Origin of the sequence: Rhizobium chutanense (genome assembly GCF_002531935.1) — a bacterium.
GTDB lineage: Bacteria > Pseudomonadota > Alphaproteobacteria > Rhizobiales > Rhizobiaceae > Rhizobium > Rhizobium chutanense.
Map to the genome: position 1 here is coordinate 1 of NZ_NWSV01000029.1, position 23,810 is coordinate 23,810.

Annotated in this window: 21 protein-coding genes; 6 read left to right on the forward strand and 15 right to left on the reverse strand. The window is 63.1% G+C overall.

Annotated features, from left to right (window positions below):
* Positions 1–177 precede the first annotated feature (177 nt).
* A complete protein-coding gene (locus tag CO666_RS28135) occupies positions 178–660 on the reverse strand; it encodes an anthrone oxygenase family protein (RefSeq protein ID WP_097615311.1) in 483 nt (160 codons plus the stop codon).
* A 96-nt stretch (positions 661–756) separates the two neighbouring features.
* Here CO666_RS28135 and CO666_RS28140 point away from each other — a divergent pair, with 96 nt between their 5' ends.
* The 3 genes from CO666_RS28140 to CO666_RS28150 all read left to right on the forward strand — a co-directional run bounded on the left by CO666_RS28140 (position 757) and on the right by CO666_RS28150 (position 3,157).
* Positions 757–1,410: a TetR/AcrR family transcriptional regulator gene (locus CO666_RS28140; protein WP_097615312.1), complete on the forward strand. Its 654-nt coding sequence runs from the start codon at positions 757–759 to the stop codon at positions 1,408–1,410.
* Between the two features lie 69 nt (positions 1,411–1,479).
* Positions 1,480–2,169 (forward strand): orotate phosphoribosyltransferase, encoded by a 690-nt coding sequence (locus CO666_RS28145; protein ID WP_097615313.1) that lies wholly within the window; start codon positions 1,480–1,482, stop codon positions 2,167–2,169.
* A 61-nt stretch (positions 2,170–2,230) separates the two neighbouring features.
* Complete coding sequence (locus CO666_RS28150; RefSeq protein ID WP_097615314.1) at positions 2,231–3,157, forward strand: carbohydrate kinase family protein; 927 nt, start codon at positions 2,231–2,233, stop codon at positions 3,155–3,157.
* 30 nt (positions 3,158–3,187) lie between these two features.
* On the opposite strand, the gene otsA is transcribed toward CO666_RS28150, so the two are convergent.
* The 3 genes from otsA to CO666_RS28165 form a co-directional block, all read right to left on the reverse strand.
* Positions 3,188–4,582 (reverse strand): alpha,alpha-trehalose-phosphate synthase (UDP-forming), encoded by a 1,395-nt coding sequence (gene otsA, locus CO666_RS28155; RefSeq protein ID WP_097615315.1) that lies wholly within the window; start codon positions 4,580–4,582, stop codon positions 3,188–3,190.
* 651 nt (positions 4,583–5,233) lie between these two features.
* Entirely contained in the window at positions 5,234–6,859 is a 1,626-nt protein-coding gene (gene pgi, locus CO666_RS28160; RefSeq protein WP_097615316.1) for a glucose-6-phosphate isomerase, read from the reverse strand.
* Positions 6,860–6,998: 139 nt separating this feature from the next.
* The gene (locus CO666_RS28165) at positions 6,999–8,699 is read right to left on the reverse strand and encodes a long-chain fatty acid--CoA ligase (RefSeq protein ID WP_097615317.1); all 1,701 of its coding nucleotides are present in this window, start codon (positions 8,697–8,699) and stop codon (positions 6,999–7,001) included.
* A 246-nt stretch (positions 8,700–8,945) separates the two neighbouring features.
* On the opposite strand from CO666_RS28165, the gene CO666_RS28170 reads away from it, so the two are divergent.
* On the forward strand, positions 8,946–9,338 hold the full coding sequence (locus CO666_RS28170; protein ID WP_085735977.1) for a PRC-barrel domain-containing protein: 393 nt from the start codon (positions 8,946–8,948) through the stop codon (positions 9,336–9,338).
* Positions 9,339–9,534: 196 nt separating this feature from the next.
* Here CO666_RS28170 and CO666_RS28175 read toward each other — a convergent pair whose 3' ends face one another.
* The 7 genes from CO666_RS28175 to CO666_RS28205 all read right to left on the reverse strand — a co-directional run bounded on the left by CO666_RS28175 (position 9,535) and on the right by CO666_RS28205 (position 16,732).
* Positions 9,535–12,048 (reverse strand): glycoside hydrolase family 2 protein, encoded by a 2,514-nt coding sequence (locus CO666_RS28175; RefSeq protein WP_245436879.1) that lies wholly within the window; start codon positions 12,046–12,048, stop codon positions 9,535–9,537.
* A 9-nt stretch (positions 12,049–12,057) separates the two neighbouring features.
* A complete protein-coding gene (locus tag CO666_RS28180) occupies positions 12,058–12,453 on the reverse strand; it encodes a VOC family protein (protein WP_097615318.1) in 396 nt (131 codons plus the stop codon).
* 61 nt (positions 12,454–12,514) lie between these two features.
* A complete protein-coding gene (locus CO666_RS28185) occupies positions 12,515–13,264 on the reverse strand; it encodes an ABC transporter permease (RefSeq protein ID WP_097615319.1) in 750 nt (249 codons plus the stop codon).
* Positions 13,261–14,205, reverse strand: coding sequence for an ABC transporter ATP-binding protein (locus CO666_RS28190; protein ID WP_097615320.1), 945 nt, complete (start codon positions 14,203–14,205; stop codon positions 13,261–13,263). Before CO666_RS28190 ends, CO666_RS28185 begins: the two co-directional genes overlap by 4 nt.
* Positions 14,202–15,368 carry an ABC transporter permease gene (locus CO666_RS28195; RefSeq protein ID WP_097615321.1) on the reverse strand — a complete coding sequence of 389 codons (1,167 nt, stop codon included), beginning with the start codon at positions 15,366–15,368 and terminating at the stop codon, positions 14,202–14,204. Before CO666_RS28195 ends, CO666_RS28190 begins: the two co-directional genes overlap by 4 nt.
* Before the next feature lie 85 nt (positions 15,369–15,453).
* Positions 15,454–16,362, reverse strand: coding sequence for a glycine betaine ABC transporter substrate-binding protein OsmF (osmF, locus tag CO666_RS28200; protein ID WP_097615322.1), 909 nt, complete (start codon positions 16,360–16,362; stop codon positions 15,454–15,456).
* A gap of 184 nt (positions 16,363–16,546) precedes the next feature.
* A complete protein-coding gene (locus CO666_RS28205) occupies positions 16,547–16,732 on the reverse strand; it encodes an acetyltransferase (protein ID WP_245436880.1) in 186 nt (61 codons plus the stop codon).
* A 49-nt stretch (positions 16,733–16,781) separates the two neighbouring features.
* Between CO666_RS28205 and CO666_RS28210 the strand changes: the two genes are divergently transcribed.
* Together CO666_RS28210 and CO666_RS28215 are read left to right on the forward strand one after the other, a co-directional pair.
* The gene (locus CO666_RS28210) at positions 16,782–18,020 is read left to right on the forward strand and encodes a LysR family transcriptional regulator (RefSeq protein WP_097615324.1); all 1,239 of its coding nucleotides are present in this window, start codon (positions 16,782–16,784) and stop codon (positions 18,018–18,020) included.
* Positions 18,017–18,745 (forward strand): copper homeostasis protein CutC, encoded by a 729-nt coding sequence (locus CO666_RS28215; RefSeq protein ID WP_097615325.1) that lies wholly within the window; start codon positions 18,017–18,019, stop codon positions 18,743–18,745. The genes CO666_RS28210 and CO666_RS28215 overlap by 4 nt, the downstream gene beginning before the upstream one ends.
* Positions 18,746–19,057: 312 nt before the next feature.
* On the opposite strand, the gene CO666_RS28220 is transcribed toward CO666_RS28215, so the two are convergent.
* From CO666_RS28220 to CO666_RS28235, 4 genes are all read right to left on the reverse strand, one after another.
* Positions 19,058–20,077 (reverse strand): zinc-binding alcohol dehydrogenase family protein, encoded by a 1,020-nt coding sequence (locus CO666_RS28220; protein WP_097615326.1) that lies wholly within the window; start codon positions 20,075–20,077, stop codon positions 19,058–19,060.
* Between the two features lie 67 nt (positions 20,078–20,144).
* Positions 20,145–21,119, reverse strand: a complete 975-nt coding sequence (locus tag CO666_RS28225) for an ABC transporter permease (RefSeq protein WP_097615327.1) — start codon at positions 21,117–21,119, stop codon at positions 20,145–20,147.
* Positions 21,120–21,146: 27 nt separating this feature from the next.
* On the reverse strand, positions 21,147–22,700 hold the full coding sequence (locus tag CO666_RS28230) for a sugar ABC transporter ATP-binding protein (protein WP_097615328.1): 1,554 nt from the start codon (positions 22,698–22,700) through the stop codon (positions 21,147–21,149).
* 109 nt (positions 22,701–22,809) lie between these two features.
* Entirely contained in the window at positions 22,810–23,799 is a 990-nt protein-coding gene (locus CO666_RS28235) for an ABC transporter substrate-binding protein (protein ID WP_097615329.1), read from the reverse strand.
* Between the last annotated feature and the right edge of the window lie 11 nt (positions 23,800–23,810).

A 23,810-nucleotide genomic window follows, 5' to 3' on the forward strand; every position in this document is an offset into this window, starting at 1 on the left:
AGCCCTCCCTCCGACGCACTATGACTTGTCAACCTTCAACCCGGTTCATTCTGTCAGGGATCAGCCCGGGCTGTACCAGGGGCCGGCATCGGCACTCTGTTGGGCCGAGCCGAAAGCCAAGCCACGGCACCCTCCAACGTCCCTCATACTCGGCTCTCTTGAATGCCGGCGTCTCTCCTAAACAATCATCAGCGCCCGCACGAAAGCGACCGAGGCGAGCAGCGAGGCGATCGTTCGCACATGGTTCCACCATGTCCAGTCCCTGAGATAGGTGCTCCAGAGCGCCGCGGCATCCGGCCCGCTGCCGCTGACCTTCTCCAGCGCATCGTTCATCGGCACGTTGAAGACGATGGTCGAGAGGAACGAGGCAAGCACATAAAGGGCGGCACCTGCCAGCATCAGCATGGAAGCCCCGCCGCGCCAGTTCATCAGCGCCAGCACGGCAATGACGAGGCAGAGGATCGCCGTCGGCACGAACAGCGCCATGAAGGGCGAGCGGACGATCGTCAAGTTGATCGAGTTCATCGCGGCGATGCCCTGTTCGGCCGGGATGCGCGAGAAGGCGGTCATGATGAAGGTCGAGAAGGCGAAGAAGATGCCGGCGACGAGACCGCTGCCGATGGCGGCGGCCACGAGGGAAAGGATGAGGACGATCTGCATGTCGAAACTCCTTCCGCGGATGAAATAAGAGGAACTCTCTCATTTGCCAAATGAGATAAACTCTCTTATTTTGTTTGTCAATCATGAGGAGCACGCATGTCGCAACAGCCGGTCGCAACGCGCAGGCGCCAGCAGCATAACGGCCAGCCGCGGCGGATCCCGAGCCAGCAGCGCGGCCGCGAGCGTTTCGAGAAGATCCTCGCCGTCGCCTCGGAGCTGATCGAAAGCCATGGCAGCGACGGCCTGAAGATGAGCGAGATCGTCGAAAAGGCCGGTCTTTCCTTCGGCGCCCTCTACCAATATTTCCCCGACAAGAGCGCGATCATCCGCACATTGGCCGAGCGCTTCAACGAGGAGGGCAGGCGCTGCGTCGAGGCGGAACTGGCTGAGGTGACCGAGCCTGCGGCGCTCACCGGCGCGCTCGCCAATATCGCCGACGAATATTATGCCTTTTTCCGCCGCGAACCCGTGATGCGCGACATCTGGCATGCGACCCATACCGACAAGCTGCTGCAGCAGATCGACGCCGAGGATATGCAATTCCATGCCCAGGCATTTCTCGCCGTGCTCGTCCGCCTCCGGCCGGATCGCGACCGCAGCGAACTCCTGGCGATCGCCCGGCTGACCATGCATCTGCTTGCCGCCGCGGTGCGTTATGCCGTTTCGCTGAATGCGGCGGAGGGCGATGCGGCGATCGCCCTGTTCAAGAAGATGCAGGGCCCCGATATCGGCCGTCTCTTGGGGGAATAGCGCGCCTGCGTCTGGAAACGATGGCCTCTTGCTGCTATTGCCGGAGACGCAAAACCGAAGGAGAGCCGCATGATCCAGACGACATTTCCCGACCGCGCCGTGATGGCCGAACTGGTGGCCAAGATGCTCTGGGAGATCAAGGCGGTGCATTTCAATGCCGCCCAGCCCTACAGGCTCTCTTCCGGCATGGCGAGCCCGGTCTATATCGATTGCCGCAAGCTGCTCTCCTTCCCGCGCATCCGCTCGACGGTCATGGATTTTGCCGCCAGCACGCTGTTGCGCGATGCCGGCTTCGAGCAATTCGATTGCATCGCCGGCGGCGAGACCGCCGGCATTCCCTTCGCCGCCCTGCTTGCCGACCGCCTCGGCCTGCCGATGATCTATGTCCGCAAGCAGCCGAAGGGCCATGGCCGCAATGCTCAGATCGAAGGCAACATGCCGGAAGGTTCGCGCGTGCTCGTCATCGAGGATCTGACGACGGCCGGCGGCAGCATGTTCAAATTCATCGATGCGGTGCGGGCCGCCGGCGGCATCGTCGATCACGGCATCGCGCTGTTCTTCTACGGCATTTTCGGCGACCAGCGTTTTGCCGACGGCAAGGTCCGGCTGCATCACATCGCCACCTGGCGTAACGTGCTGGCGGTCGCCAGGGAGCAGAAACTGTTCGACGACAAGACGCTTGCAGAGGTCGAGGCCTTCCTCGATGCGCCGCTCGCCTGGTCGGGCCGCAATGGCGGCGTAAGTGAGCTTTCGCTCTAGCTATTGACAAAAGCTCGCTTAACCGGTTGATGAACGTAGAAATGCTGTTGGGAGGAATGCGATGATTTTGTGCTGCGGCGAAGCCTTGATCGACATGCTGCCGAGGGACACCACCTTGGGCGAAAAGGGCTTTGCGCCCTATGCCGGCGGCGCGATCTTCAACACCGCCATCGCGCTCGGCCGCCTCGGCATTCCCACGGCCTTCTTCACCGGCATTGCCGATGACATGATGGGCGAAATCCTGCTCGAAACGCTGAAGGCGAGCAATGTCGATTACAGCCCGTGCGCCATCACGCCGCGCCCCTCGACGATCGCCTTCGTCAAGCTGGTCAACGGCCAGGCGACCTATGCCTTCTATGACGAGGGCACGGCCGGCCGGATGATCACCGAGGCCGACCTGCCGGCGCTTGGCGACGATTGTGAAGCCCTGCATTTCGGCGCGATCAGTCTGATCCCCAGCCCCTGCGGCGAAACCTACGAGGCGCTGCTCGACCGCGAGGCCGCCCGCCGCGTCATCTCGCTCGACCCGAATATCCGCCCCGGTTTCATCAAGGACAAACCGGCGCATATGGCCCGCATCAAGCGCATGGCCGCCAAATCCGACATCGTCAAATTCTCCGACGAGGACCTCGACTGGTTCGGCCTCGAAGGCGATCATGATACGCTCGCCGCCCACTGGCTTGATCATGGCGCCAAGCTCGTCGTCATCACCAAGGGCGCCGAAGGCGCCTCCGGTTACACCAGGCAGCGCAAGGTGACGGTGCCGAGCGAACGCGTCGCGGTGGTCGACACGGTCGGCGCCGGCGACACTTTCGATGCCGGCGTACTGGCGTCGCTGAAGATGGATAATCTGCTGACCAAGGCGCAGGTCGCCAATCTCGATGAAAAAGCGCTGCGCAATGCGCTGGCGCTGGGCGCCAAGGCGGCTGCCGTCACCGTGTCGCGCGCCGGCGCCAACCCGCCCTGGGCGCATGAGATCGGGCTCTAAAACGAAGCTGCACGAGCGGACGATGATCGATCAGCCGACCGGACGCTCGGGAGCGGTCACCATGTCCCGCAGGAAGTTTTCGCACCAGAGCGAGACGTCGTGAGAGAGCAGATGTTCCATCATCATGCTCCAGCGCTCGCGGCGCTCCTCGAGCGACATGGCAAGGCCCCTGGCGAGCGCATTGGCCGTGCCTTCGACATCGTAGGGATTGACCAGCAGCGCCCCCTTCAACTCCCGTGCCGCGCCGGCGAAGCGCGATAGCACCAAGACGCCCGGGCGATCGGCATCCTGGGCGGCGACATATTCCTTGGCGACGAGATTCATGCCGTCGCGCAACGGCGTGACCAGCCCGATCGTCGCCAGGCGGTAGAGGCCGGCGAGCACGGTGCGGCTGATCGATCGGTTGACATAGCGGATCGGCACCCAGTCGACCGTTCCGATGGCGCCGTTGACGCGGCCGGCCTGCTCGGCGACCATCTTCTGCATATGCTCGTATTCGGGAACTTCCGATCGCGATTTCGGCGTGACCTGCAGATAGGTGACCTTGTTCTGGTAGGCAGGATTGTTGGTAAGGAAGCGTTCGAATGCGTCCAGCCGCTGAATGATGCCCTTGGAATAATCGAGGCGGTCGACGCCGATGATCATGTCCCGGCCTTCGATGCTGCGCCCGGTCTTCTGCACCATGACATGGTTTGCGGCTTTCTCGGCGAATTCGGCGAAGGCTGCGGTCTCGATCCCGATCGGATAGGCGCCGGCCTTGAAGATCCGCCCATGGGAATCGAAGGATCCGTTTCCGAGGTCGTCGCCAATGCCCTCTCTTCTGAGATAGCCGGCGAAGTTCTGGAGATCGTAATCGGTCTGGAAGCCGACGAGATCGTAGTGGGAAAGCCCGCGCATGATCTCTTCGTGGACCGGCATGGTGACGAGAATGTCGGCCGGCGGCCAGGGAATATGCAGGAAGAAACCGATCCGGTTCTTCAGCCCCATTTGCCGCAATTCAGCCGCCAGCGGAATGAGGTGGTAGTCGTGAACCCAGATGATATCGTCCGGCTCGATCATCGGCGCCAGCCGGTGCGCGAAGAAGCGGTTGACGCGGAAATAGCCGGCCATTTCCTTTCGGCCATATTCGGCGAGGTCGAGGCGGTAGTGACAGATGGGCCAGAGAACACGGTTCGCAAATCCGCGGTAATATTCCTCGACATCGGTATCGGTGAGATTGGTCAGCGCATAGGTGATGTTGCCCTTCTGCAGTTGCGACAGCGGGCCAGGCTCCCTGTCGCCGCTCGACTCTCCCGACCATCCCATCCAGATGCCGCCACGCGCCTCCAAGGCTGCCTGCAACGCGACAGCAAGCCCGCCGGCCGCGGCGCTCCCATCCTTGGCCGGCATGGGGACACGATTGGAAACGACGATAAGACGGCTCATGAGCTTCCTTTGGTGAGGATGGAACGTGGAAACGCTCTGTGGCGAACGTCTCGGGCGATCTCCTGAACCTGGCAGGGGCCGTGATCCGGATGCGGGTGGCCCGGTGCAAGCGCCAGCGGAACAATGAAATGGAGCGCGATCCCCGGCATGGCAAGCCATGTCGTCGGAACGGCACTCCGCACAGATTTTGCTTAAATCTAGGGCGATGGCGACAGATTGAAAGAATTCTTTCTACAATTTTCTATTAGAAGAACGTTCAATCCGCTTTTGTGGCGCAGCACTCGGCGTCGAGCCACCGGTCCCGACCCATCCTTCGGACCGAAAAAAAGGGCGAAGCCGCAGCGTCTCGACTCCCTCTTCTCCCCAGCGGGGAGAAGGTGCCCGTAGGGCGGATGAGGGGGCCGGCGACGCCGGTCTTTCTTAACTACATCCATGCGAGCTTTAACCGAGCTGGCATTGGCGCGCGCTCAGGGTAGGCTGTGAGGTGAAGGGTGTGCCGTGAGGCCCCCTCATCCGGCTGCCGCCACCTTCTCCCCGCTGGGGAGAAGAGGATATGCCGCAACCTCTCCGTTCCTCACTCACCTCTCGCAGGGCATGTCCCCTCGCCCCGTTTACGGGGAGAGGGCTAGGGTGAGGGGCGGCCCTCGATACTTACTTCGCCAGCTTCGCCAGCGCCGCAACCAGGCCCTGCGTCGAGGAATCATGCGATGCCGCGCTCTCTTTGCCCTCGACAACAGGCAGCAGGCCGGTTGCCAGTTCCTTGCCGAGTTCGACCCCCCATTGGTCGAAGGAGTTGATGCGGAAGAGGACGCCTTCGACGAAGACGCGATGTTCGTAAAGGGCGATCAGGCGGCCAAGCGCGTAGGGGGTGAGCTTGTCGTAGACGAAGGTGATCGACGGGCGGTTGCCGGTGAAGACGCGGTGCGGGGCGATGAAATCGGCCTTCTTGTCGTCCATGCCCTTGTCGGTCAGCTGCTTCTTGGCTTCCGCAAAGCTGCGGCCCTTCATTAGCGCTTCCGACTGGGCGAGCACGTTGGAGATCAAAAGCTGGTGCTGGTGGCGCAGCTCCGGCTCGAAGGCGTTGGCGGCGATCATGAATTCGGCCGGGATGATGCTCGTGCCCTGATGGATGAGCTGGTAGAAGGCGTGCTGGCCGTTGGTGCCGGGCTCGCCCCAGACGACCGGGCCGGAATTGCCCTCGACCGGCGTGCCGTCGATGGTGACGCCCTTGCCGTTCGATTCCATGTCGAGCTGCTGCAGATAGGCCGGGAAGCGCGACAGGCGCTGGTCGTAAGGCAGGATGGCGCGGGTGGGGTAACCGAGCACATTGCGGTGGTAGAAGCCGATCAGGCCGAGCAGCATCGGCAGGTTTTCGGTAATCGGCGCCTTACGGAAGTGATTGTCGACGGCATGGGCGCCATCGAGGAATTTGCCGAAATTTTCCGGGCCGACGGCGATCATCAGCGGCAGGCCGATCGCCGACCAGATCGAGTAGCGGCCGCCGACCCAATCCCAGAAGCCGAAGACACGGGCGCTGTCGATGCCGAAGGCGGCGACCTTGTCGAGCGCCGTCGAGACGGCGGCGAAATGGTGCTGCACGGCCGCTTCGCCGAGCGCCTTGGCGATAAAATTGCGCGCCGTCTGCGCATTGGTCATCGTCTCCACCGTGGTGAAGGTCTTCGAGGCGACGATGAACAGCGTCGTCTCCGGCTGCACCAGCTTCAGGATATCGGCAATATGAGCGCCGTCGATATTGGAGACGAAATGGGCGCGCGGGCCGTCATGGAAGGGGGCAAGCGCCAGCGTCGCCATCACGGGGCCGAGATCCGAGCCGCCGATGCCGATATTGACGACATCGGTGATTGGCTTGCCGGTCGCGCCTTTCAGCGCGCCGGAGCGGATCTCGTCGGCAAACCTGCCCATGGCGGCAAGCACCGCGTTGACATCGGGCATGACGTCCTTGCCGTCGACCAGAACCGGCGTGTTGGAGCGGTTGCGCAAGGCGGTGTGCAGAACGGCGCGGTCCTCGGTGAAATTGATCGCCTTGCCGGAGAACATTTCCTCGCGCTTCTTTTCGACCCCGCCCTCTTCGGCAAGCTTGACCAGGAGCTTGAGGATGTCGTCATTGACCGCCGTCTTGGAAAAATCCATCAGGAGGTCATCGAGCGCCACGGAAAAGCGCGAAAAGCGCTGCGGATCGGCGGCGAAAGCGGCCCGGATGTCGGTTGCCTTGGTGGCATCAGCGGTGCTTTTCAGCTGTTCGACGATGGCTTTCATGGGAGGCTCCTTTGGAGGCGGAAAGGTTGCGGAAACTATTCGCTTTCTCCAGTGCAAATCAAGTTCAGCCGCCGGTCGAAACATGAAAAAAGCCACCCGCGGCGTGCGGATGGCACCTATTGTCATGCGGTTGTCAAATTCAGCCGCGCAGATCCTTGCGCAGGATCTTACCCACAGGCGACTTCGGCAGCTCGGTGCGGAACTCGATGAAGCGCGGCCGTTTGTAATTGGTGAGATTGGCGATGCAATGGGCCTTCACCTCGGCTTCGGTCAGGTTCGGATCTTTCCTGACGACGAAGAGTTTCACCGCCTCGCCCGAATGCCCGTCCGGCACGCCGACGGCGGCGGCCTCGAGGATGCCGGCATGCATGGCGGCGACTTCCTCGATCTCGTTCGGATAGACGTTGAAGCCGGAGACCAGGATCATGTCCTTCTTGCGGTCGACGATCTTGGTAAAGCCGCGCGCATCCATGAAGCCCATGTCGCCCGAGCGGAAGTAGCCGTCCTCGGTCATCACCCGCGCCGTTTCCTCCGGCTTCTGCCAATAGCCGGCCATCACCTGCGGCCCGCGGATGCAGATCTCGCCGACTTCGCCCAAGGGCAGCGAATGGCCGTCCTCGTCGCGGATATCGAGATCGGTGGAGGGCATCGGCAGGCCGATCGTGCCGGTGAATTCGGCCGAATCGAAACGGTTGGCGGTGGCAACCGGCGAGGTCTCGGAAAGCCCGTAGCCCTCCGTCACCGGCGTGCCCGTCATCTTTAGCCAGCGGTCGGCGACCGGGCGCTGTACGGCCATGCCGCCGCCGAGCGACATGATCAGCGGCGAGAAGTCGAGCTTGGCAAAATCGGCATTGTTCATCAGCGCATTGAACAGCGTGTTGAGGCCGGGGAAGATATGCACGTTGGACTTGCCGAATTCCTTGACGAGGCCGGGTATGTCGCGCGGATTGGCGATCAAAATATTATGAGCGCCGAGCGACAAGCCCATCAGCGAATTCACCGTCAGCGCGAAGATGTGATAGAGCGGCAGGGCGCAGAGGAAATTCAGCACTTCCGGCTGTTTCTTGCGCTCGAAAGCCGATCGCAGCCAGAGCGACAGCTGCAGCTTGTTGGCGAGCAGGTTCGCATGCGTCAGCACGGCGCCCTTGGCAACGCCCGTCGTGCCGCCGGTATATTGCAGGAAAGCGATATCGCTGCCGGCCAGTGTCACCGGCCGCAGCGTTTTATTCGCCCCTTCGCGCAGCACCCGGCTGAAGCTCTTGTGCTGAGGGATCGACCAGGAGGGAACGAGCTTCTTCACCTTGCGCACGGCGAAATTGACGATCAGCCCCTTGGCCCCCAGCATTTCGCCGAGCGAGGTGACGACGACGTGGCGAAGGTCGGTCTTGTTCAAGACCTGCTCCACGGTGCGGGCGAAATTCTCCAGCACGAAGATCGCCTTGGCGCCGGAATCGCGCAGCTGATGTTCGAGCTCGCGCGGCGTATAGAGCGGATTGACGTTGACGACGACGAGGCCGGCCCGGAGGATGGCGTAGGTCGCGACCGGGTTCTGCAAGACGTTCGGCATCATCACCGCGACGCGGTCGCCCTTCTCCAGGCCGATGCTCTGCAGCCAGGCGGCGAGTTTGCGCGTCTGGCTTTCCAGGTCGCGGTAGCGCATCGCCTTGCCCATGCTGGAAAAGGCGGTCCGGTCGGCGTAACGGGCGCAGGATTTTTCGAGCAGTTCGGCAAGCGAGGCATATTCCAGCGGCGGCAGCTCGGCCGGCACCATTTCCGGATAGGCGGCAAGCCAGGGCTTCTCGGGCTTGGCTCCGTTCGGATGGACGGAAATGCTGTTCATCTTATCCTCTCTCCCTTGCGGCCGCCGCGCCGGCTCGCGCCGGGAATCGACTGAAGGATCCTCCATCTTCCAGTCCGGCAGCTTATGCCATTGCCTGAACGGTTCAAGCCGAATGAAGCTACAATAACCTTGACGTAAACGTCAACATTCGCCGATGTGCAATCGTGCCGGAGGTTGGGAACTTTGAGTCCGCCATGGCGTTGATCTTGCATCCCCAATCCGAGGAACACCCAAAGGAGATCGACAATGTTGAATCAGGATACTGACGCCAATCGCCGCGACCCGAATGCAAAGGAGACGCATTCGATGATCGCCAGCGACCGCGTCGAAGGCACCCGTGTTTATGGCGCCGACGGCAAGCATATCGGCTCGATCGAGCGCCTGATCATCGGCAAGCGCGACGGTCGCGTCGCCTATGCCGTGCTGAGCTTCGGCGGCTTCCTCGGCATCGGTCACGACCACTATCCGCTGCCCTGGGAAAAGCTGAACTACGACACCCAGCTGGACGGCTATCGCATCGACCTGACCAAGGAACAGATCGAAGGCGCCCCGAGCTATTCGGACGATGACGACACCTGGTACAACGACAATGGACGCCGGGTCTATGATTACTACGGCGTGCCGCCCTACTGGATGTAACGTCGTCCGATTGCCGAGCTGGAAGGGCCCCGTGGAGGCGGGGCCTTTTTGGTGGTTGGTGATGTCGTGGGCTCGGCGGCCCCTTGTCCGGTGAAACCCCTCCCCAACCCCTCCCCACAAGGGGGAGGGGCTTGAGTGCCGCCCCCGACGTGTTCCACTTCACCGTTTCATCTGCAGAAAAGGTTGCTGTTTGGCATCATACAGTGCGCCAGGTTAGTCCCTCCCCCTTGTGGGGAGGGGTTGGGGAGGGGTCTTTCTTGCGCGAACCCGCAACAAGATCATTGGCCGAGCGCAGCACGGTGCCGACGGTGATATCTTCTGCCCTGATCGCCTTTGCCGTCTTCACCACGAACACATGGCTCTCACCCGGCAGCAGCGTCACCAGCATCGAATCGACCACCGCATCCGGATCCAGCCGATCCGCCATCAGGCAAAGATCCTTGAGGAAATTTTCCGCCATCACCTTCACGGCGACCCCACCGTCGATCCCGCTGACATCGACCGCCAGCCGCGGCGCCGCCAGATTGAGGTCGATATCCTCGACGAAATAATGAAAGGCCCGCCTGTCGAGCATCTCGACGACAACGACCTCGTCCTTCGGTAAGTCCGGAGTGACGATATCCTCGGGCAACGGAAACTCCTTGGCCTCGAAGCGGTCGCAGAGCAGCCGCCAGAATTCGAATTCGGCCAGCACAGTGCCGTCGAGCTGCATGCGTTTGCCGGCAATCTTCGCCCGCCAGAACAATGTGCGTTCGTTGACCGCCACCGCCGCCAGCCCGTCGCCGCGTGGCTGGATCGTCAAGAGGCGCGGATCATAGGCCGCCTTCAGCGCATACCAGAGCGGCTTGCGGCGCCCGGCCGAATCGAGTGCCGCCCAGGAGGTCACCGGCCAGCAGTCGTTGAACTGCCAGACCACCGCGCCCTTGCAGATGTCCCGATGCGAGCGCATGTGCTCGATGCCGAAGCGGATGGCGCGGGCCTGGTTGAGCTGGGTGGCGAAGTGCCAGTCGTCCATCGTCTGCGGCGCCGGCAGATGGCCGGCGAGGCCGCGGATCAGCTTGTCGTTGCCTTGGGTGGTCTTCTGGTGATGGAAGACGCCGTTCGATTGCGGCGTCAGCGGCGCATCATGCACGCTTTCTTCGATCGTCGCCCAGGCCGCCGGCGCCTGCCAGCCGAATTCGGAGCAGAAGCGCGGGATATAATTCCGATAGACCTCGTAGCCGACATCGTTCCACACGTCCCAGATATGTTTGCAGCCATGTCCGTCGGCATTCGGTTCGATCTCCATAGAGCCGGAATAGGGGCTGCCGGGATAATAGGGCCGGTCGGGATCGAGTTCGCCACAGAGTCTCGGCAGCAGGTCGAGATAATAGCCGAGCCCCCAGCTTTCGCCCGCCTTGATGATCGGCCGCCAGCCCCATTCCTCGAAGCCCCAGATATTCTCGTTATTGCCGTTCCAGAGGACCAGCGAAGCATGCGGCATCAGCCGCACGACATTGTCGCGCACCTCCGCCTCGACCTCGCTCTTCAGCGGCTCCTCCTCGGGATAGGCGGCGCAGGCAAAGAGGAAATCCTGCCAGACCAGCATGCCCAGGCGGTCGCAGGCCTGGTAGAATTCATCCGCCTCGAATATGCCGCCGCCCCAGACGCGCAGCAGGTGAATATTGGCGGCCTTTGCCTCCTCGATCCGCGCGGCATAACGCTCGGCCGTCACCCGCGGGGGGAAACAATCGTCCGGAATCCAGTTCGCCCCGCAGATGAACAGCGGCACGTCGTTGATGACGAAGGTGAAGGCCGAGCCGTGTGCGTCGGCCGCGGTATCGAGCCGCAGCGAGCGGAAGCCGAGTTCGCGCTCGAAGCTGTCGAGCTGAGCGCCGGCCTCGTCGATCAGCTTCAGCGTCAGCGGGTAGAGCGGCTGCGCACCGAGATGGTGCGGCCACCAGAGCTGGGGCGAGGGCAGGGTAAGCTCGAAGGCGACCGTGTCTTCGCCAGGCGCGATCGCTACCGTCGTGCTCACACCGCCGATCTCGGCGACAAGCCTGCAGGGCCCGTGATCGCCATGCCGCGCCAGCCGCGCATGCACCTTCACCAGCCCGTCGCGACCGGCAAGCGTGGCCGACACGCGCGTCTCGGCAAGCCGCGCCCGGTCCCAGCTTTCCAGCCTCACAGGCTTCCAGACGCCCGCCGTCACCAGCGTCGGCCCCCAGTCCCAGCCGAAATTGCAGGCCATCTTGCGCATTAGATTGCCCGGTCCCGGATAATTGTTGGGCCGGTAGCCGTAATGTCTCTCCATCTCCGCGCCATAGGCGTAAGCCGAGCGGAAGGTGACGGTGAGGTCGTTGGCGCCGGCCTTCAGCAGCTTCGACACATCGAAGCGATAGCTGCGGTGCATGTTGAAGGTGCGGCCGATCTCCTCACCGTTGAGAACGATGGTGGCGATCGTATCGAGCCCGTCGAAGACGAGCTCCTGCACCCCGCCATCCCTGGGCATCGCCTCGAACATGCAGCGATAGGTCCAGTCGGTCTTGCCGATCCAGTCATTGGTGATCTCGTTGACGTCGACATAGGGATCGGGAATCAGCCGGTTGGCGAGAAGGTCGGTATGCACGCATCCCGGCACCGTCACGGGTATCGCGTCCCATAGTCCGGGCCTTCCTGTATCGTTACAGGTCAGCGTCCAGCCGGAGTTGAGCGCGGTCTTTTCGATCATGAGATATTCCTAGAGAAACCGGCCGTGGCGCTGCAGCACTTCGATCTTGTAGCCGTCGGGATCGCTGATGAAGAAGAACAGGCCGAAGAGCTTGCCGTCGCGGTTGAGTTCCACCAGTTCGCCCGGATGAAGCCCGAGCTTCGACAGCCGCTCGCGCTCGATGGCGACTTCCTCGACCGAGACGGCGAGATGGCCATAGGCATTGCCGAGCTCATAGGGCGCGGTCCGGCCCTTGTTGACCGTCAGCTCCAGCTCGAAACCGGTCTCGGCATTGCTCATGTAGATCAGCGTGAAAGTGTCGAAATCGACGCGGTCGGCGACCGAAAGGCCGAAGGCTTTGCTGTAGAAATCGACGGAGCGCGCCTCGTCGAGAACGCGGATCATGGAGTGGATCATCTTCGCCAAGGCGGCCTCCCATTGCGCCGACTCTCGTAACGCCGGCACCGCAGCCTTGGTACCCGTCCTCTTACGCCGGGCGCAAGCCGATTCTTCGGGTGATCGCCGCTTCGACGAGGCCCATGGCGTCATAGATCAGCACTGCCATCAGCCCGACGATCAGGCCGCCCTGCAGGATGAAGGCGGTATTGTCCGATATCAGTCCAGCGATGATCACCTCGCCGAGGCCCTTTGCCGCCACCGTCGAGCCGATCGTCGCCGTGCCGATATTGATGACGGTCGCCACCTTCAGCCCTTCGAGGATCAGCGGCAGGGCAAGCGGCAGCTCGACGCGCAACAGCCGCTGCGTCGCATTCATGCCCATGCCGTCGGCGGCGTCGAGCACCTGCGGCGACACCTGTTTCAGACCGGCGACGGTGTTTTCGAAAATCGGCAGCAGGCCGTAGAGGAAAAGCGCGATCAGCGTCGGCATGGCGCCGAAGCCGGTGGCCGGCACGGCGAGCGCCAGCACCGCGACCGGCGGGAAAGTCTGGCCGGCATTGGCGATGGCCCGCGACAGCGGCAGAAAGTCGGCCCCACTTTCCCGCGTCACGAAGATGCCGCCGACAACGGCGAGCACGGCGCTGCAGACGATCGATCCCACAACCAGCTGCAAATGGCCGGCCGCGAGCGAAGCAAGGCTGTTCTGCGTATAGACGGCAGGCGCATTGTTGCTGGTCAGCGGCACAAGCAGGAAGGAAAGCCACTCCGTCCTGAACAGCAGGATCAAGAGCAGCGCGAGTGCGGCCAGCCGGAAGAGATTGGCGACGAGGAGTTTCATGCCTTGCGGCCCAGTTCGAGAAGCCGGCTCATCGAGATCGATCCGACAGGCGCCTTTTCGCCGTCCTGCACCGCCGCCTCGTCGACCCCCTGCCAGATCATTTCGGCGAGCGCGTCGCGGAGACTCAGCGACTGCGGCAGCGCGTAGGCGAGACCGCTTTTCGCCGGCGCCATGCTTTCCTTCAGCGGCAGCAGCGACATCAGCTTCAGCGCCCGGTCGGAGGTGCCGGTCAATTGCTGCACGAAAGGATCGGCCGGTTCGGTGAGGATCTTTTCCGGCGTCGAGCATTGCAGCAATCGGCCCTGGCTCATCACGGCGATCTGGTTGCCGAGATGGAAGGCCTCGTCCATGTCGTGGGTGACGAGGATGATGGTCGTGCCGAATTGCTTCTGGATCGCCAGCAGATCGTCCTGCGCCTTGCCGCGGATGACCGGGTCGAGGGCGCCGAAGGGTTCGTCCATCAACAGCAGTTCCGGCTCGGCGGCAAGTGCCCGCGCCACACCGACGCGCTGCTGCTGGCCGCCGGACAGCTGGTGCGGATATTTCTCGGCGAACTCAGCCGGATCGAGGTTGAAGAGCCCGAGCAGTTCCTCGACGCGCCTGGCGATGCGGGTGGCATCCCATTCGAGCAGCTGCGGGACGGTGGCGATATTCTGCGCCACGGTCCGATGCGGAAACAGGCCGTGGCCCTGGATGGCATAGCCGATCTTGCGGCGAAGTTCGGTGACCTCGACGTCCATCACATTCTGGCCGCCGACGAAGATCTGACCTTCGGTGATCGGCACCAGCCGGTTGATCATCCGCATCAGCGTCGATTTGCCGGAGCCCGACGTGCCGACGATGACGGTGATCTCGCCCTTTTCGACGCTCATCGAGACTTGGTCGACGACGGTGGCCGTGCCGTAGCGCTTGGTGACGTTGCTGATCTCGATCATGCTCATGCGGCGGATCCCCGGATGCTGTCGATGACCGCATCGAGGATGACGGCCGATGAGAAGGCGAAGAAGACGGTCGGCACGGCGCCGAGCAGGACGAGGTCCATCGCCGTCTGGCCGAGCCCCTGGAAGATGAAGATGCCGAAGCCGCCGCCGCCGATCAGTGCGGCGATCGTCACCATGCCGATTGCCTGCACCAGCACGATGCGGATGCCGGTGAGGATGACGGGAAAGGCAAGCGGCATGTCGATGCCGGTGAGGATCTGCCGGCGCGTCAGCCCCATGCCGGCGGCGGCATCGCGCACGGCGGGGTCGACGCCCTGCAGGCCGACGACGGTGTTGGCGACGATCGGCAGCAGCGAATAGAGCACCAGTGCGATCAAGGCGGGCGCCGTGCCGATGCCGCGAATGCCGATGGCGGCGGCGACAGGCACATGGGTGGCGAGGTAGCCGAGCGGCAGCATCAGAAGGCCGAAGAGCGCCAGGCTGGGGATCGTCTGGATGAGGCTGAGGCCCTGCAACACGACGGCGCGCAGTTTCGGCACCCAGAAGCAGAGGATGCCGAGCGGCAGGCCGAGAACAATGGCGATGGCGAGTGAACCGAAGGCAAGCAGCAGATGCGCGATCGCTTCGCTCTCGAATTGCGGCGCCCGCGTCGAGAATTCCTTCATGATCGACAGGCTGTCGAGCAGACCGGAAGAAAGGAAGGCGAAGAGCAGCGCCGCATAGGCGGCCAGGGCTGCGACCCGCATCCACGGCGCCAGCCGGATCTTGACCAGCGCATCCGAGATGATCAGCCCGATCACCGCAAGCAGCACCCAGAAACCGCCGCCGGGCGTCATGCGCGCCACCGTGCTTCCGGGCGGCGTGGCCGCCGTCGAGACGAGGCCGATCGCCACGACAAGCGCCGCAAGGCAGAGTGTCGCAATTGTGAGCCGCGCCAGCGCGTTGCGCAGAAAAAGCGTGGCGAAGGCGATGAGAACGAGAAGCGCGGTCAGGATGATGACGGAAGGCTGGGGAAGAAGCTGCGTCAGCAGCATCGGCTTGCCGGCGGCGATGCGGTTCGCCTTGACATAGATGAAAGGCATCAGCGCCGTCGCCGCAATGCCGCCGGCCACCAGAACCACGCCGAGCCGGTCCAGCCTGCGGACCGCTGAGGTTTCTTCCATCGATCCAACCCTGTCTGGCAATCCAACCCCGTCTGGCCTGTCGGCAAAGGGAAGCTCCGCCCGCGAGGGGCGGAGCGGGCGATGATTACTTCAGGAAGCCTTTTTCCTTGAGATAGGCTTCGGCGACGGACTTTGCCGGCTCGCCGTCGACCTGGATCTTGGCGTTGAGCTTGCGCAACTCGTCGGCGCTCAGGCTCTTGAAGATCGGCGAGAGGATTTCCTCGATCTTCGGATTGGCCTTCAGCACCTCTTCACGGATGATCGGGGTGGGCGCATAGACCTGCTGCACGCCCTTGTCGTCTTCGAGAACGGTGAGCTCGGCCGCTTCGATCGCGCCATCGGTACCGTAGACCATGGCGGTGTTGACGCCATTCGTCTGGTCGGCCGCCGCCTTGATCGTCGCCGCCGTATCGCCGCCGGAGAGAACGACCATCTGGTCGGGCTTCAACTGGAAGCCGTAGGTTGTCTGGAAGGCGGGAAGCGCGCCGGCCGAATTGACAAATTCGGCCGAGGCCGCAAGCTTGGCGGTGCCGCCGCCGGCCACCCACTTGCCGAAGTCCGTCAGGCTCTTCAGCTTGTTCGGCCCTGCGACGTCGTTGCGCACGGCGAGCGCCCAGGTGTTGTTGGCGGGCGAGGGCGTCAGCCAGACGATCTTGTTGGCGTCGTAATCGAGCTTCTTCGCCAGCTCGTAACCCTGGTCGATATTCTTCCAGGCGGCGTCGTCGGCCTTGTTGAAGAAGAAGCCGGCATTGCCGGTATATTCCGGATAGATGTCGATTTCGCCTGCGGTGATCGCCTTACGCACGACGGGAGTCGCGCCGAGCGCGATGCGGTCCTGCGTCTTGATGCCGTTGGCTTCGAGCGCCAGCGCGATGACGTTGCCGAGCAGCGTGCCTTCGGTGTCGATCTTCGACGAGACGACGACGTCGGCGGCCTGGGCCGCCCCCATCGCGAAGGCGGAGAGGGAAACGGCAAGTGCGAGTTTCTTCAGCATGGAAAGTCCCCTTGTTAAACACCGTGAATGAGGCGCAAGCCCTTGGCGGTAGCTTGCGCACGGGAAATCCGCCGGCGAGGGCGACCGAGCGCCATCATGCCGGAATTGCGTGCGTCATGGAAATAGCGTGCTCGTCCGAAAAATCGATGCAAGCCCCCTCCAGTATTTGCGGTCGCGCCGACGATTATGGCGGCGAACACATTTCCGCGCGCGGAAACGCATTTCCTTTTCCGCGGCCGGCGCGATTTGTTTTTGTCCCCTTGCGTGTTTCCACGATATTCCCCGGCTCTCTCGCGGGATTTCCGCCGCCGGATTTTTTTATGACGAAACGATAGCCCGCCTCTTCGGAGGCAGGGATATCTTTTTTCACGAACACATCATATCGTCCGGTTTTTCCAGCGCTTTCCGGAGGGAGAGGTTTGCATCTCGGGGCCCTGTTCATAAGCCAGCATGTCCTGACTTCCGGTTCGGTGCGCGAGACCGCGCGGCGTTTCCAGCTGTCGCCATCCACGGTGTCATCAGCCCTCCACCATCTCGAGACCGAACTGGCGATGAAGCTGACCGAACGCGCCTCCGGCGAACTGGTGACGCTGATTGCAAGCGGCAGGGTGCTGGAAGGCCTGGCGCCGATCACCGCGGCGATCGCCGAGCTCGGTCGATTGACCGGTCACGATAGCGCCACCGACGCCTATGAGACCTGGGCATCCCGCATTCCCGTCAAGATCGTCACGATCGAGCGTTTTCTCGAAGTGGCCGATCAGGGCAGCATCAATCGTGCCGCCCGCCGCCTTCGCTTGGGTCAGCCGCAGCTTTCGCTTCAGCTTGCCAATCTGGAGAAATTCCTGGGTGGCCGCCTGTTCGAGCGGCAGGCGCAGGGGTCGGTGCTGACGGAGGAGGGCAGGCGGGCCTACCAGATTTTCACGACGATCAGCCAGGCCTGGAACGATCTGAAATCGCAGGCCGACGAGCGTTACCGGCGCAGCGCCCGCTCGCTGCGCATCGGCTCGATCATCCCGACCGGCTCGGAAAGCTGGGTGGCGCGCTGCGTGGGGGCACTGGTCTCCGAATGGAATATCGGCCGCAGCAACAATGCGATCTCGCTGGTGTCGATGACCGCCGACGATCTGCGCGAGGCATTGAAGAGCGGCCGCATCGATGTCGCCATCCTGGATTCGGTCTTCGGCCTGGAAAGCTTCCGGCACCGTGAACTGCTGCAGACCGAGATGGTGGTGATCGCCCCGCCGGATAGTATCGAGACGAACGTCGCCGATCTCGTCGCCGCTCATCCAATCTGCATGCCGAGCCCGCGCACCGGCCTCGGCCACGCGGCCATGGCCTTCAGCGACGAACGCACGCCGAACCGCCGCCTGCGCAGCCGGGATATCACCGCGGCGGATTCGCTGCCCGTGATCGTCGACCTCGTCGCCAATCACGGCTACGTCTCCTTCCTCGGCCGCGTCAGCGCCATGCCGATCGCCGATAAGGTGCGCATCGTCGATCTCGACGAACACCTGCCGATGTCCTATCACGTCGCCTTCAACCATCGCAAAGCCGCCGCCGATGCCTGTGCCGTCATCATCGAAGCGGCGGCAAGGATTACGGCGGAACCTGTCGCGCAGATCATGGCGCGCGACAAAGCCAGGGAGAACGCAGCTTGACCGTCCTGCTGGAAGTGTGTGTGGACAGCGCCGACGGCCTTGCCGCCGCCATCGAAGGCGGCGCCGGCCGTATCGAGCTTTGTTCGGCGCTGGAGCTCGGTGGCCTGACGCCGCTGCCGAGCCTGATGCGGATCGCCGCCCGGGCGCCGATCCCGGTCTACGCGATGATCCGCCCGCATGCCGGCCCCTTCATCTTCGGCGGGACGGACGAAGAAGCGATGATGCTCGATATCGATGCCGTGCGCGCCGCAGGCCTCGCCGGCGTCGTCATCGGCGCCAACCGGCCGGATGGGACGCTCGACATGCCGCTGATCCACCGCCTGAAAGCGCATGCTTCAGGCCTGTGGTCAACACTGCATCGGGCTTTCGACCTGGTGCCGGACGCCGATCAGGCGCTGGAACAGGCGGTCGAACTCGGCGTTGAGCGGATACTCACCTCCGGCTGCGCGCTGAAGGCGGCCGACGGCCTCGACACGCTGAAGCGCCTTTCGGCAAGAGCCGCCGGCCGCATCTCCATCATGCCCGGCAGCGGCATCCGCCCCGCCAACGTCACCGCCATCTTGCAGGCGACCGGCGCTCGCGAGGTCCATGGCTCCTGCAGCTCACCTATAGAAAGCGCCGACCTCCGCGCGGTCGCCTTTGGTTTCGAGGCGAAAAGCGCCAACCGGACGGATAGTGCGGTGGTCAGGGAGATGTGCAGGGCGATTGCGTCCATGGAGCGTTAGCGGTCTCGCAATTCCGGACGGAAAGCGTTTTGCGCTTTTGAAACGCGAATACAGTGCTTGCCGCATGGGTCCTCGGGTCAAGCCCGAGGACGACGGAGGGTGGGGGAACGCGGGCGGCAAGGACCGCAAGCGCGTGTGATTTTATTGGAATTGCCGTCTTTGTTTAAGCGATCCGCACGCAAAGCCGCCCGCGCGTTTTCCAGGAATTCGTTCGGACGCCCCGCCTCTTGCGGCATAGGTTTCCCCACCCTCCGTCATACTCGGGCTTGACCCGAGTATCCACGCGCAGCACTCGGCGGGCATGGTACAGGCCTACCCCCCAACCCTGATCACCGCCTTGATCAGCCCGCTCTTCTCATGCGCCCAGCGGGCCAGATCGCGTGGCGCCTCGGTGAGCGTCGTGCGGTGGGTGATGAGCTTCTCCACCGGCACCAGGCCTTTGGCGATCGAATCCGCCACATGTTCGAAATCGGCGCGGGTGGCGTTGCGGCTGCCGATCAGTGTCATTTCGCGCTTGTGGAATTCCGGGTCGGAGAAGCGGATATCGTCCTTGACGACGCTGACCAGCACCAGCGCGCCGCCATGGGCGACGAAGGAGAAGGCCTTTTCCATCGACGGGCCATAACCCGTGGCGTCGAACACCACGTCGAAACCGTCGCCGCCGGTCTTTTCCTTGACGGCCTCGGCCGTCTGTTCGTTGGCGACGATGCCCGAGGTGAAGCCGAAACGCTCGGCGGCCATCTGCAGCCGCTCGGCGCTGGTATCGAGCAGCGTCACGTCATGGCCCGCAATGCGCGAGAAGATCGCCGCCCCGAGCCCGATCGGGCCTGCACCGATGACGAGCGAGCGTGCGCCGGCGCCGGCCAGCGAGCGGCGCACCGCATGGGCGCCGATCGCCAGAAATTCGGTTGTCGCCGCCGCTTCGAGGCTCAGCCCCTCGGCGGGATAGAGGTTGCCTGATGGAACCGAGATTTCCTCGCAGAAGGCGCCGTCGGTATGGACGCCGAGCACTTTGATATTGGTGCAGCAGTTCGGCTTGCCCTTGATGCAGGCGACGCATTGGCCGCAGGAGAGATAGGGATTGACGATGACGGGGGTGCCGGCCGTCAACGCAACACCGTCGCCGGCTTCCAGCACCGTCGCCGAGATCTCATGTCCCATCACCCGCGGATATTCGAGGAAAGGGTGCTTGCCCTCGAAAATATGATAATCCGTGCCGCAGATGCCGACATGGCTGACGGCCAGCCGCACCCAGCCGGGCGCCGGTGCGGCCGGCGAAGGACGTTCGACGAGTTCGAGCACGCCGGGCTCCCGGCAAACAACTGCTTTCATGACGGGTCTCGCATTCCCTGGGAAGTGAAGAAGCCGGTCTTTCGGACCGGCTCCGTTTCTTTGCCGTTCAGTTGCTCTTGCGGCGGCGCAGCTGGTCGAAGAACACGATCACGATGATCAAGAGACCGGTGATGATGCGCTGCCAGAAGGAGTTGACGTTCAAAAGGTTGGCGCCGTTGTTGATGGTGGCGAGAATGAAGGCGCCGATCAGCGGGCCGTGCACGGAGCCGACCGCGCCGAACAGGCTGGTGCCGCCGATGACGGAGGAGGCGATCGCCTGCAGTTCCCAGCCGTCGGCCTGCGTTGCATTGCCGATGGCGATGCGCGAAGCGAGCAGCACGCCGACGAAGGCGGCAAAGCCGGCGGACAGGATATAGGCGAGATAGATCATGCCCTTGACGTTGACGCCGGAAAGGCGCGCGGCTTCGGCATTCGAGCCGACGGCGAAGAGATAACGGCCCCAGCGGCTGAGATGCAGGAAGATGAAGGATGGCACCGCCACCAGGATGACCATCCAGAACAGGCTGGGAATGCTGAGGAAATCGGCGCGGGCGAAATTGCTGAAGCCTTCGTCGGTGATGCTGATCGTCGAGCCGTTGGTGATCAAGAGGCCGATGCCGCGTAGCGATGTCAGGGTTGCCAGCGTGATGATGAAGGGCGGCAGGCCCATATGGACGATGCCGAAGCCGTGGAAGGCGCCGATCGCCACACCGATGGCGAGCGTCAGCACGATCGCGCCCCAGAGCGGCACGCCCGCCTGCAGCAGCCAGGCAATGATGACGGTGCAGAAGCCGACGATGGCGCCGACCGACAGGTCGATGCCGGCGGTGATGATGACGAAGGTCTGGCCGAGCGCCAGGATCGCCGTCATCGCGCCTTGGCGCAGCAGGTTCGAGATGTTGAGCGGCGTCCAGAAGCTCGGGGTGACCAAGCCGAGCACGATCCAGAGGAAGACCAGCAGGCCGATCAGCGTCAGACCGAACAGGATGTTCATTTTCCGGCGCGGCGGCGGCGCAACGATTTCGGTGGGGGTGGCAGTCATGAAATTTCTCCCTCTTATTCTTTTTTCTCAGACGCCGATCGCTTCGCTGAGCACTTCTTCATGCGTCGCCGCGTGGAAATCATGGCTGGCGACGATTTTGCCGCCGCGGAAGACGTGCAGCCGGTCGGCCAGTTCGTAGACCTCGGGCAGATAGGAGGAGATCAGGATGATGCCGGCACCCTCCTTCAGAAGCTTGGCGAACAGCCGGTAGATTTCCGCCTTGGTGCCGACATCGACGCCGACGGTGGGTTCGTCGAAGATGAACAGCCGCGCGCCATGGCTCAGCCATTTGCCGATGACGATCTTCTGCTGGTTGCCGCCCGACATGCTGGAAGCCGGAACGCGCCGGCTCGGCGTCTTGATGCTGAGATCGCGGATCTGCCGGTCGGCATTGGCCGATTCCCGGGTGTGGTTGATGACGGGGCCATGGCTGAGGCGCCCGAACACCGGCAGGTTGATGTTGAGGCCGATCGGCAGGTTGAGGCAGAGCCCCTGGTCGCGCCGGCTTTCGGGCGCCAGCGCAATGCCGAGTTCCATGGCGGTGCGTTCGTTCTTGATGTCGACAGGCTTGCCCATCCAGTGGATTTCGCCCGCACTTGTCGGCTGGCGACCATAGAGCCCGAGCGCGAATTCGCTGCGGCCGGCGCCGATCAGGCCATAGAGGCCGACGATCTGTCCCGCCTTGACGCTCAGCGACACATCCTCGAAGCCCGGGCCGGAGAGGCCCTTGACCTCGACGATCGTCTCGCCGATCGCAATCTCTTCCTTGTGGTAGATCTGCTCGATCGAGCGGTTGATCATCAGCGCGATCAGCTCGGCATCGTTGGTCTCGCCGATCAGCCGCGTACCGACATGGGTGCCGTCGCGCAGCACCGAGACGCGGTCGGCCAACTCGAACACTTCCTCCATGCGGTGGCTGATATAGACAATGGTGACCCCTTCGCCCTGCAGGCGGCGGATCAGCTTGAAGAGCTGCGCCGATTCCTGGCGGGTGAGATAGGCGGTGGGTTCGTCGAAGATCAGGAACTGGGTGCCGCGCATGGCGGCGCGGGCGGTGGCGACGAGCTGCTGCTGGCCGATCGTCAGCGAACTCAGAAGCGCGCCGGCCGGCAGGCCGAAACCGAGATCGTCGAGCACGGCCTGCGCCATCTTCTCCATCTGCTTCTTGCGCATCAGGCCGTAGCGATTGACCTCGTCGCCGAGGAAGAGGTTGGCGGCGACCGTCAGGTGCCGGCAGAGCACGACTTCCTGATGGACGGCGTTGATGCCGCGGGCGATCGCCTCGTTCGGCGTCGACAGTCCGACGGGATGGCCGCACCACAGCACTTCGCCGGCGGTGCGGGTGATGACGCCGGTCAGCAATTTGATCAGGGTGGATTTACCGGCGCCGTTTTCGCCAACGATGGCGTGGATTTCGCCGGCAAGAAAGGTCAGCGTCGCCGGTTTCAGCGCCTGCACATGACCGTAATTCTTCTGCAGGCCCTTGAGTTCGAGGATAGGCGATCCGGCGGGAATGCGATTGGCTTCTTTCAGCGTGGCGCTGTCATCATGGCGATGACTGACCTCTTCCAGTCCGGTCATGGACCTCTCCTCCTTCTTGTCACGTCTGCTTTCCATCCCTTGGTAACCATACCATGGATGGAAAAGGCCGCGCCGGTTTTTGAAGCCGGCGCGGCCTGGTCTTGTCGTTTTACTTGATCTTCGGGTTCAGCAGCGCGTCGATCTTCGGATCGGCCATATTCGCCTTGGTGACGAGGTTGGCGCCGGTGTCGACATTGGCTTCGACCTTCTCGCCCTTGGAGACGGCAAGCGCGGTCTTGATGCCGTCATAACCCATGCGATAGGGGTCCTGAACGACGAGGCCGGCAATCGCGCCGTCCTTGAGGAAGCCGACCGTCTTGTCGTCGCTGTCGAAGCCGATGACCTTGATCTTGTCGCCGAGCTTGTTTTCGGCGATCGCCTGGCCGACGCCCTGTGCCAGGATCAGGTTCGAGGCGAAGACGCCGACGAGCTTCGGGTTGGCGGTGATCAGGTCTGTCATCATGTTGAGGCCGGTCGTTGCCTGGCCGTCGCCGTACTTGTCGGCAATGACCTTCAGACCCGGATGCTTGGTCTTGATCTGATCCAGGAAGCCTTCACGGCGCTGTTCCAGCGAGCCGACGCCGGGAAGATTGGTGAGGATGACGATTTCGCCTTCTTCCTTGCCCGTCATCTCCTTGATGGCGGCGGCGAGGCCGTCGGCGGCGATGCGGCCGCCCTGGACGTTGTCGGTCGTCAGGAACGACTTGAACGCCTTGGAGTCGGCGGCCGAGTCGATGCCGATGATCGGAACCGACTTGGCGGCTTCATCGATCGGCTTGCCGAGCGCCTTGAATTCGGTCGGCGAAATGACGACGGCGGCCGGCTTGCCGGCAACGGCGTTTTCCAGAATGCTGATCTGGCCGTTGATGTCGGATTCCGCCTGGGCGCCGAGTTCCGGCACGTTGACGCCGAGATCCTTGCCGGCCTTGCGGGCGCCGGCCAGAACGATCTGCCAGTAGAAGGACGTCGTGTCCTTGACGATGATCGGGATCGTCACGTCGGCGGCAAAGGATGTGACCGGCATCGCCGTGGCGATGACGGCAGCACCCGCGAGCGCGGTAAAGGCGCGACGCGACAGAAGGGATTTCACGATAGTCATAAGGGTTCTCC

Bases quoted from the DNA above. Each gene is read 5' to 3' on its own strand.
- CO666_RS28145 (WP_097615313.1), top strand. From the start codon at position 1,480: ATGATCCAGACGACATTTCCCGACCGCGCCGTGATGGCCGAACTGGTG.
- osmF (WP_097615322.1), bottom strand. From the start codon at position 16,362: ATGCTGAAGAAACTCGCACTTGCCGTTTCCCTCTCCGCCTTCGCGATG.
- otsA (WP_097615315.1), bottom strand. From the start codon at position 4,582: ATGAGCCGTCTTATCGTCGTTTCCAATCGTGTCCCCATGCCGGCCAAG.
- CO666_RS28170 (WP_085735977.1), top strand. From the start codon at position 8,946: ATGTTGAATCAGGATACTGACGCCAATCGCCGCGACCCGAATGCAAAG.
- CO666_RS28140 (WP_097615312.1), top strand. From the start codon at position 757: ATGTCGCAACAGCCGGTCGCAACGCGCAGGCGCCAGCAGCATAACGGC.
- CO666_RS28195 (WP_097615321.1), bottom strand. From the start codon at position 15,368: ATGGAAGAAACCTCAGCGGTCCGCAGGCTGGACCGGCTCGGCGTGGTT.
- CO666_RS28220 (WP_097615326.1), bottom strand. From the start codon at position 20,077: ATGAAAGCAGTTGTTTGCCGGGAGCCCGGCGTGCTCGAACTCGTCGAA.
- CO666_RS28175 (WP_245436879.1), bottom strand. From the start codon at position 12,048: ATGATCGAAAAGACCGCGCTCAACTCCGGCTGGACGCTGACCTGTAAC.
- CO666_RS28225 (WP_097615327.1), bottom strand. From the start codon at position 21,119: ATGACTGCCACCCCCACCGAAATCGTTGCGCCGCCGCCGCGCCGGAAA.
- CO666_RS28235 (WP_097615329.1), bottom strand. From the start codon at position 23,799: ATGACTATCGTGAAATCCCTTCTGTCGCGTCGCGCCTTTACCGCGCTC.
- CO666_RS28150 (WP_097615314.1), top strand. From the start codon at position 2,231: ATGATTTTGTGCTGCGGCGAAGCCTTGATCGACATGCTGCCGAGGGAC.
- CO666_RS28230 (WP_097615328.1), bottom strand. From the start codon at position 22,700: ATGACCGGACTGGAAGAGGTCAGTCATCGCCATGATGACAGCGCCACG.
- CO666_RS28185 (WP_097615319.1), bottom strand. From the start codon at position 13,264: ATGAAACTCCTCGTCGCCAATCTCTTCCGGCTGGCCGCACTCGCGCTG.
- CO666_RS28165 (WP_097615317.1), bottom strand. From the start codon at position 8,699: ATGAACAGCATTTCCGTCCATCCGAACGGAGCCAAGCCCGAGAAGCCC.
- CO666_RS28135 (WP_097615311.1), bottom strand. From the start codon at position 660: ATGCAGATCGTCCTCATCCTTTCCCTCGTGGCCGCCGCCATCGGCAGC.
- CO666_RS28190 (WP_097615320.1), bottom strand. From the start codon at position 14,205: ATGAGCATGATCGAGATCAGCAACGTCACCAAGCGCTACGGCACGGCC.
- pgi (WP_097615316.1), bottom strand. From the start codon at position 6,859: ATGAAAGCCATCGTCGAACAGCTGAAAAGCACCGCTGATGCCACCAAG.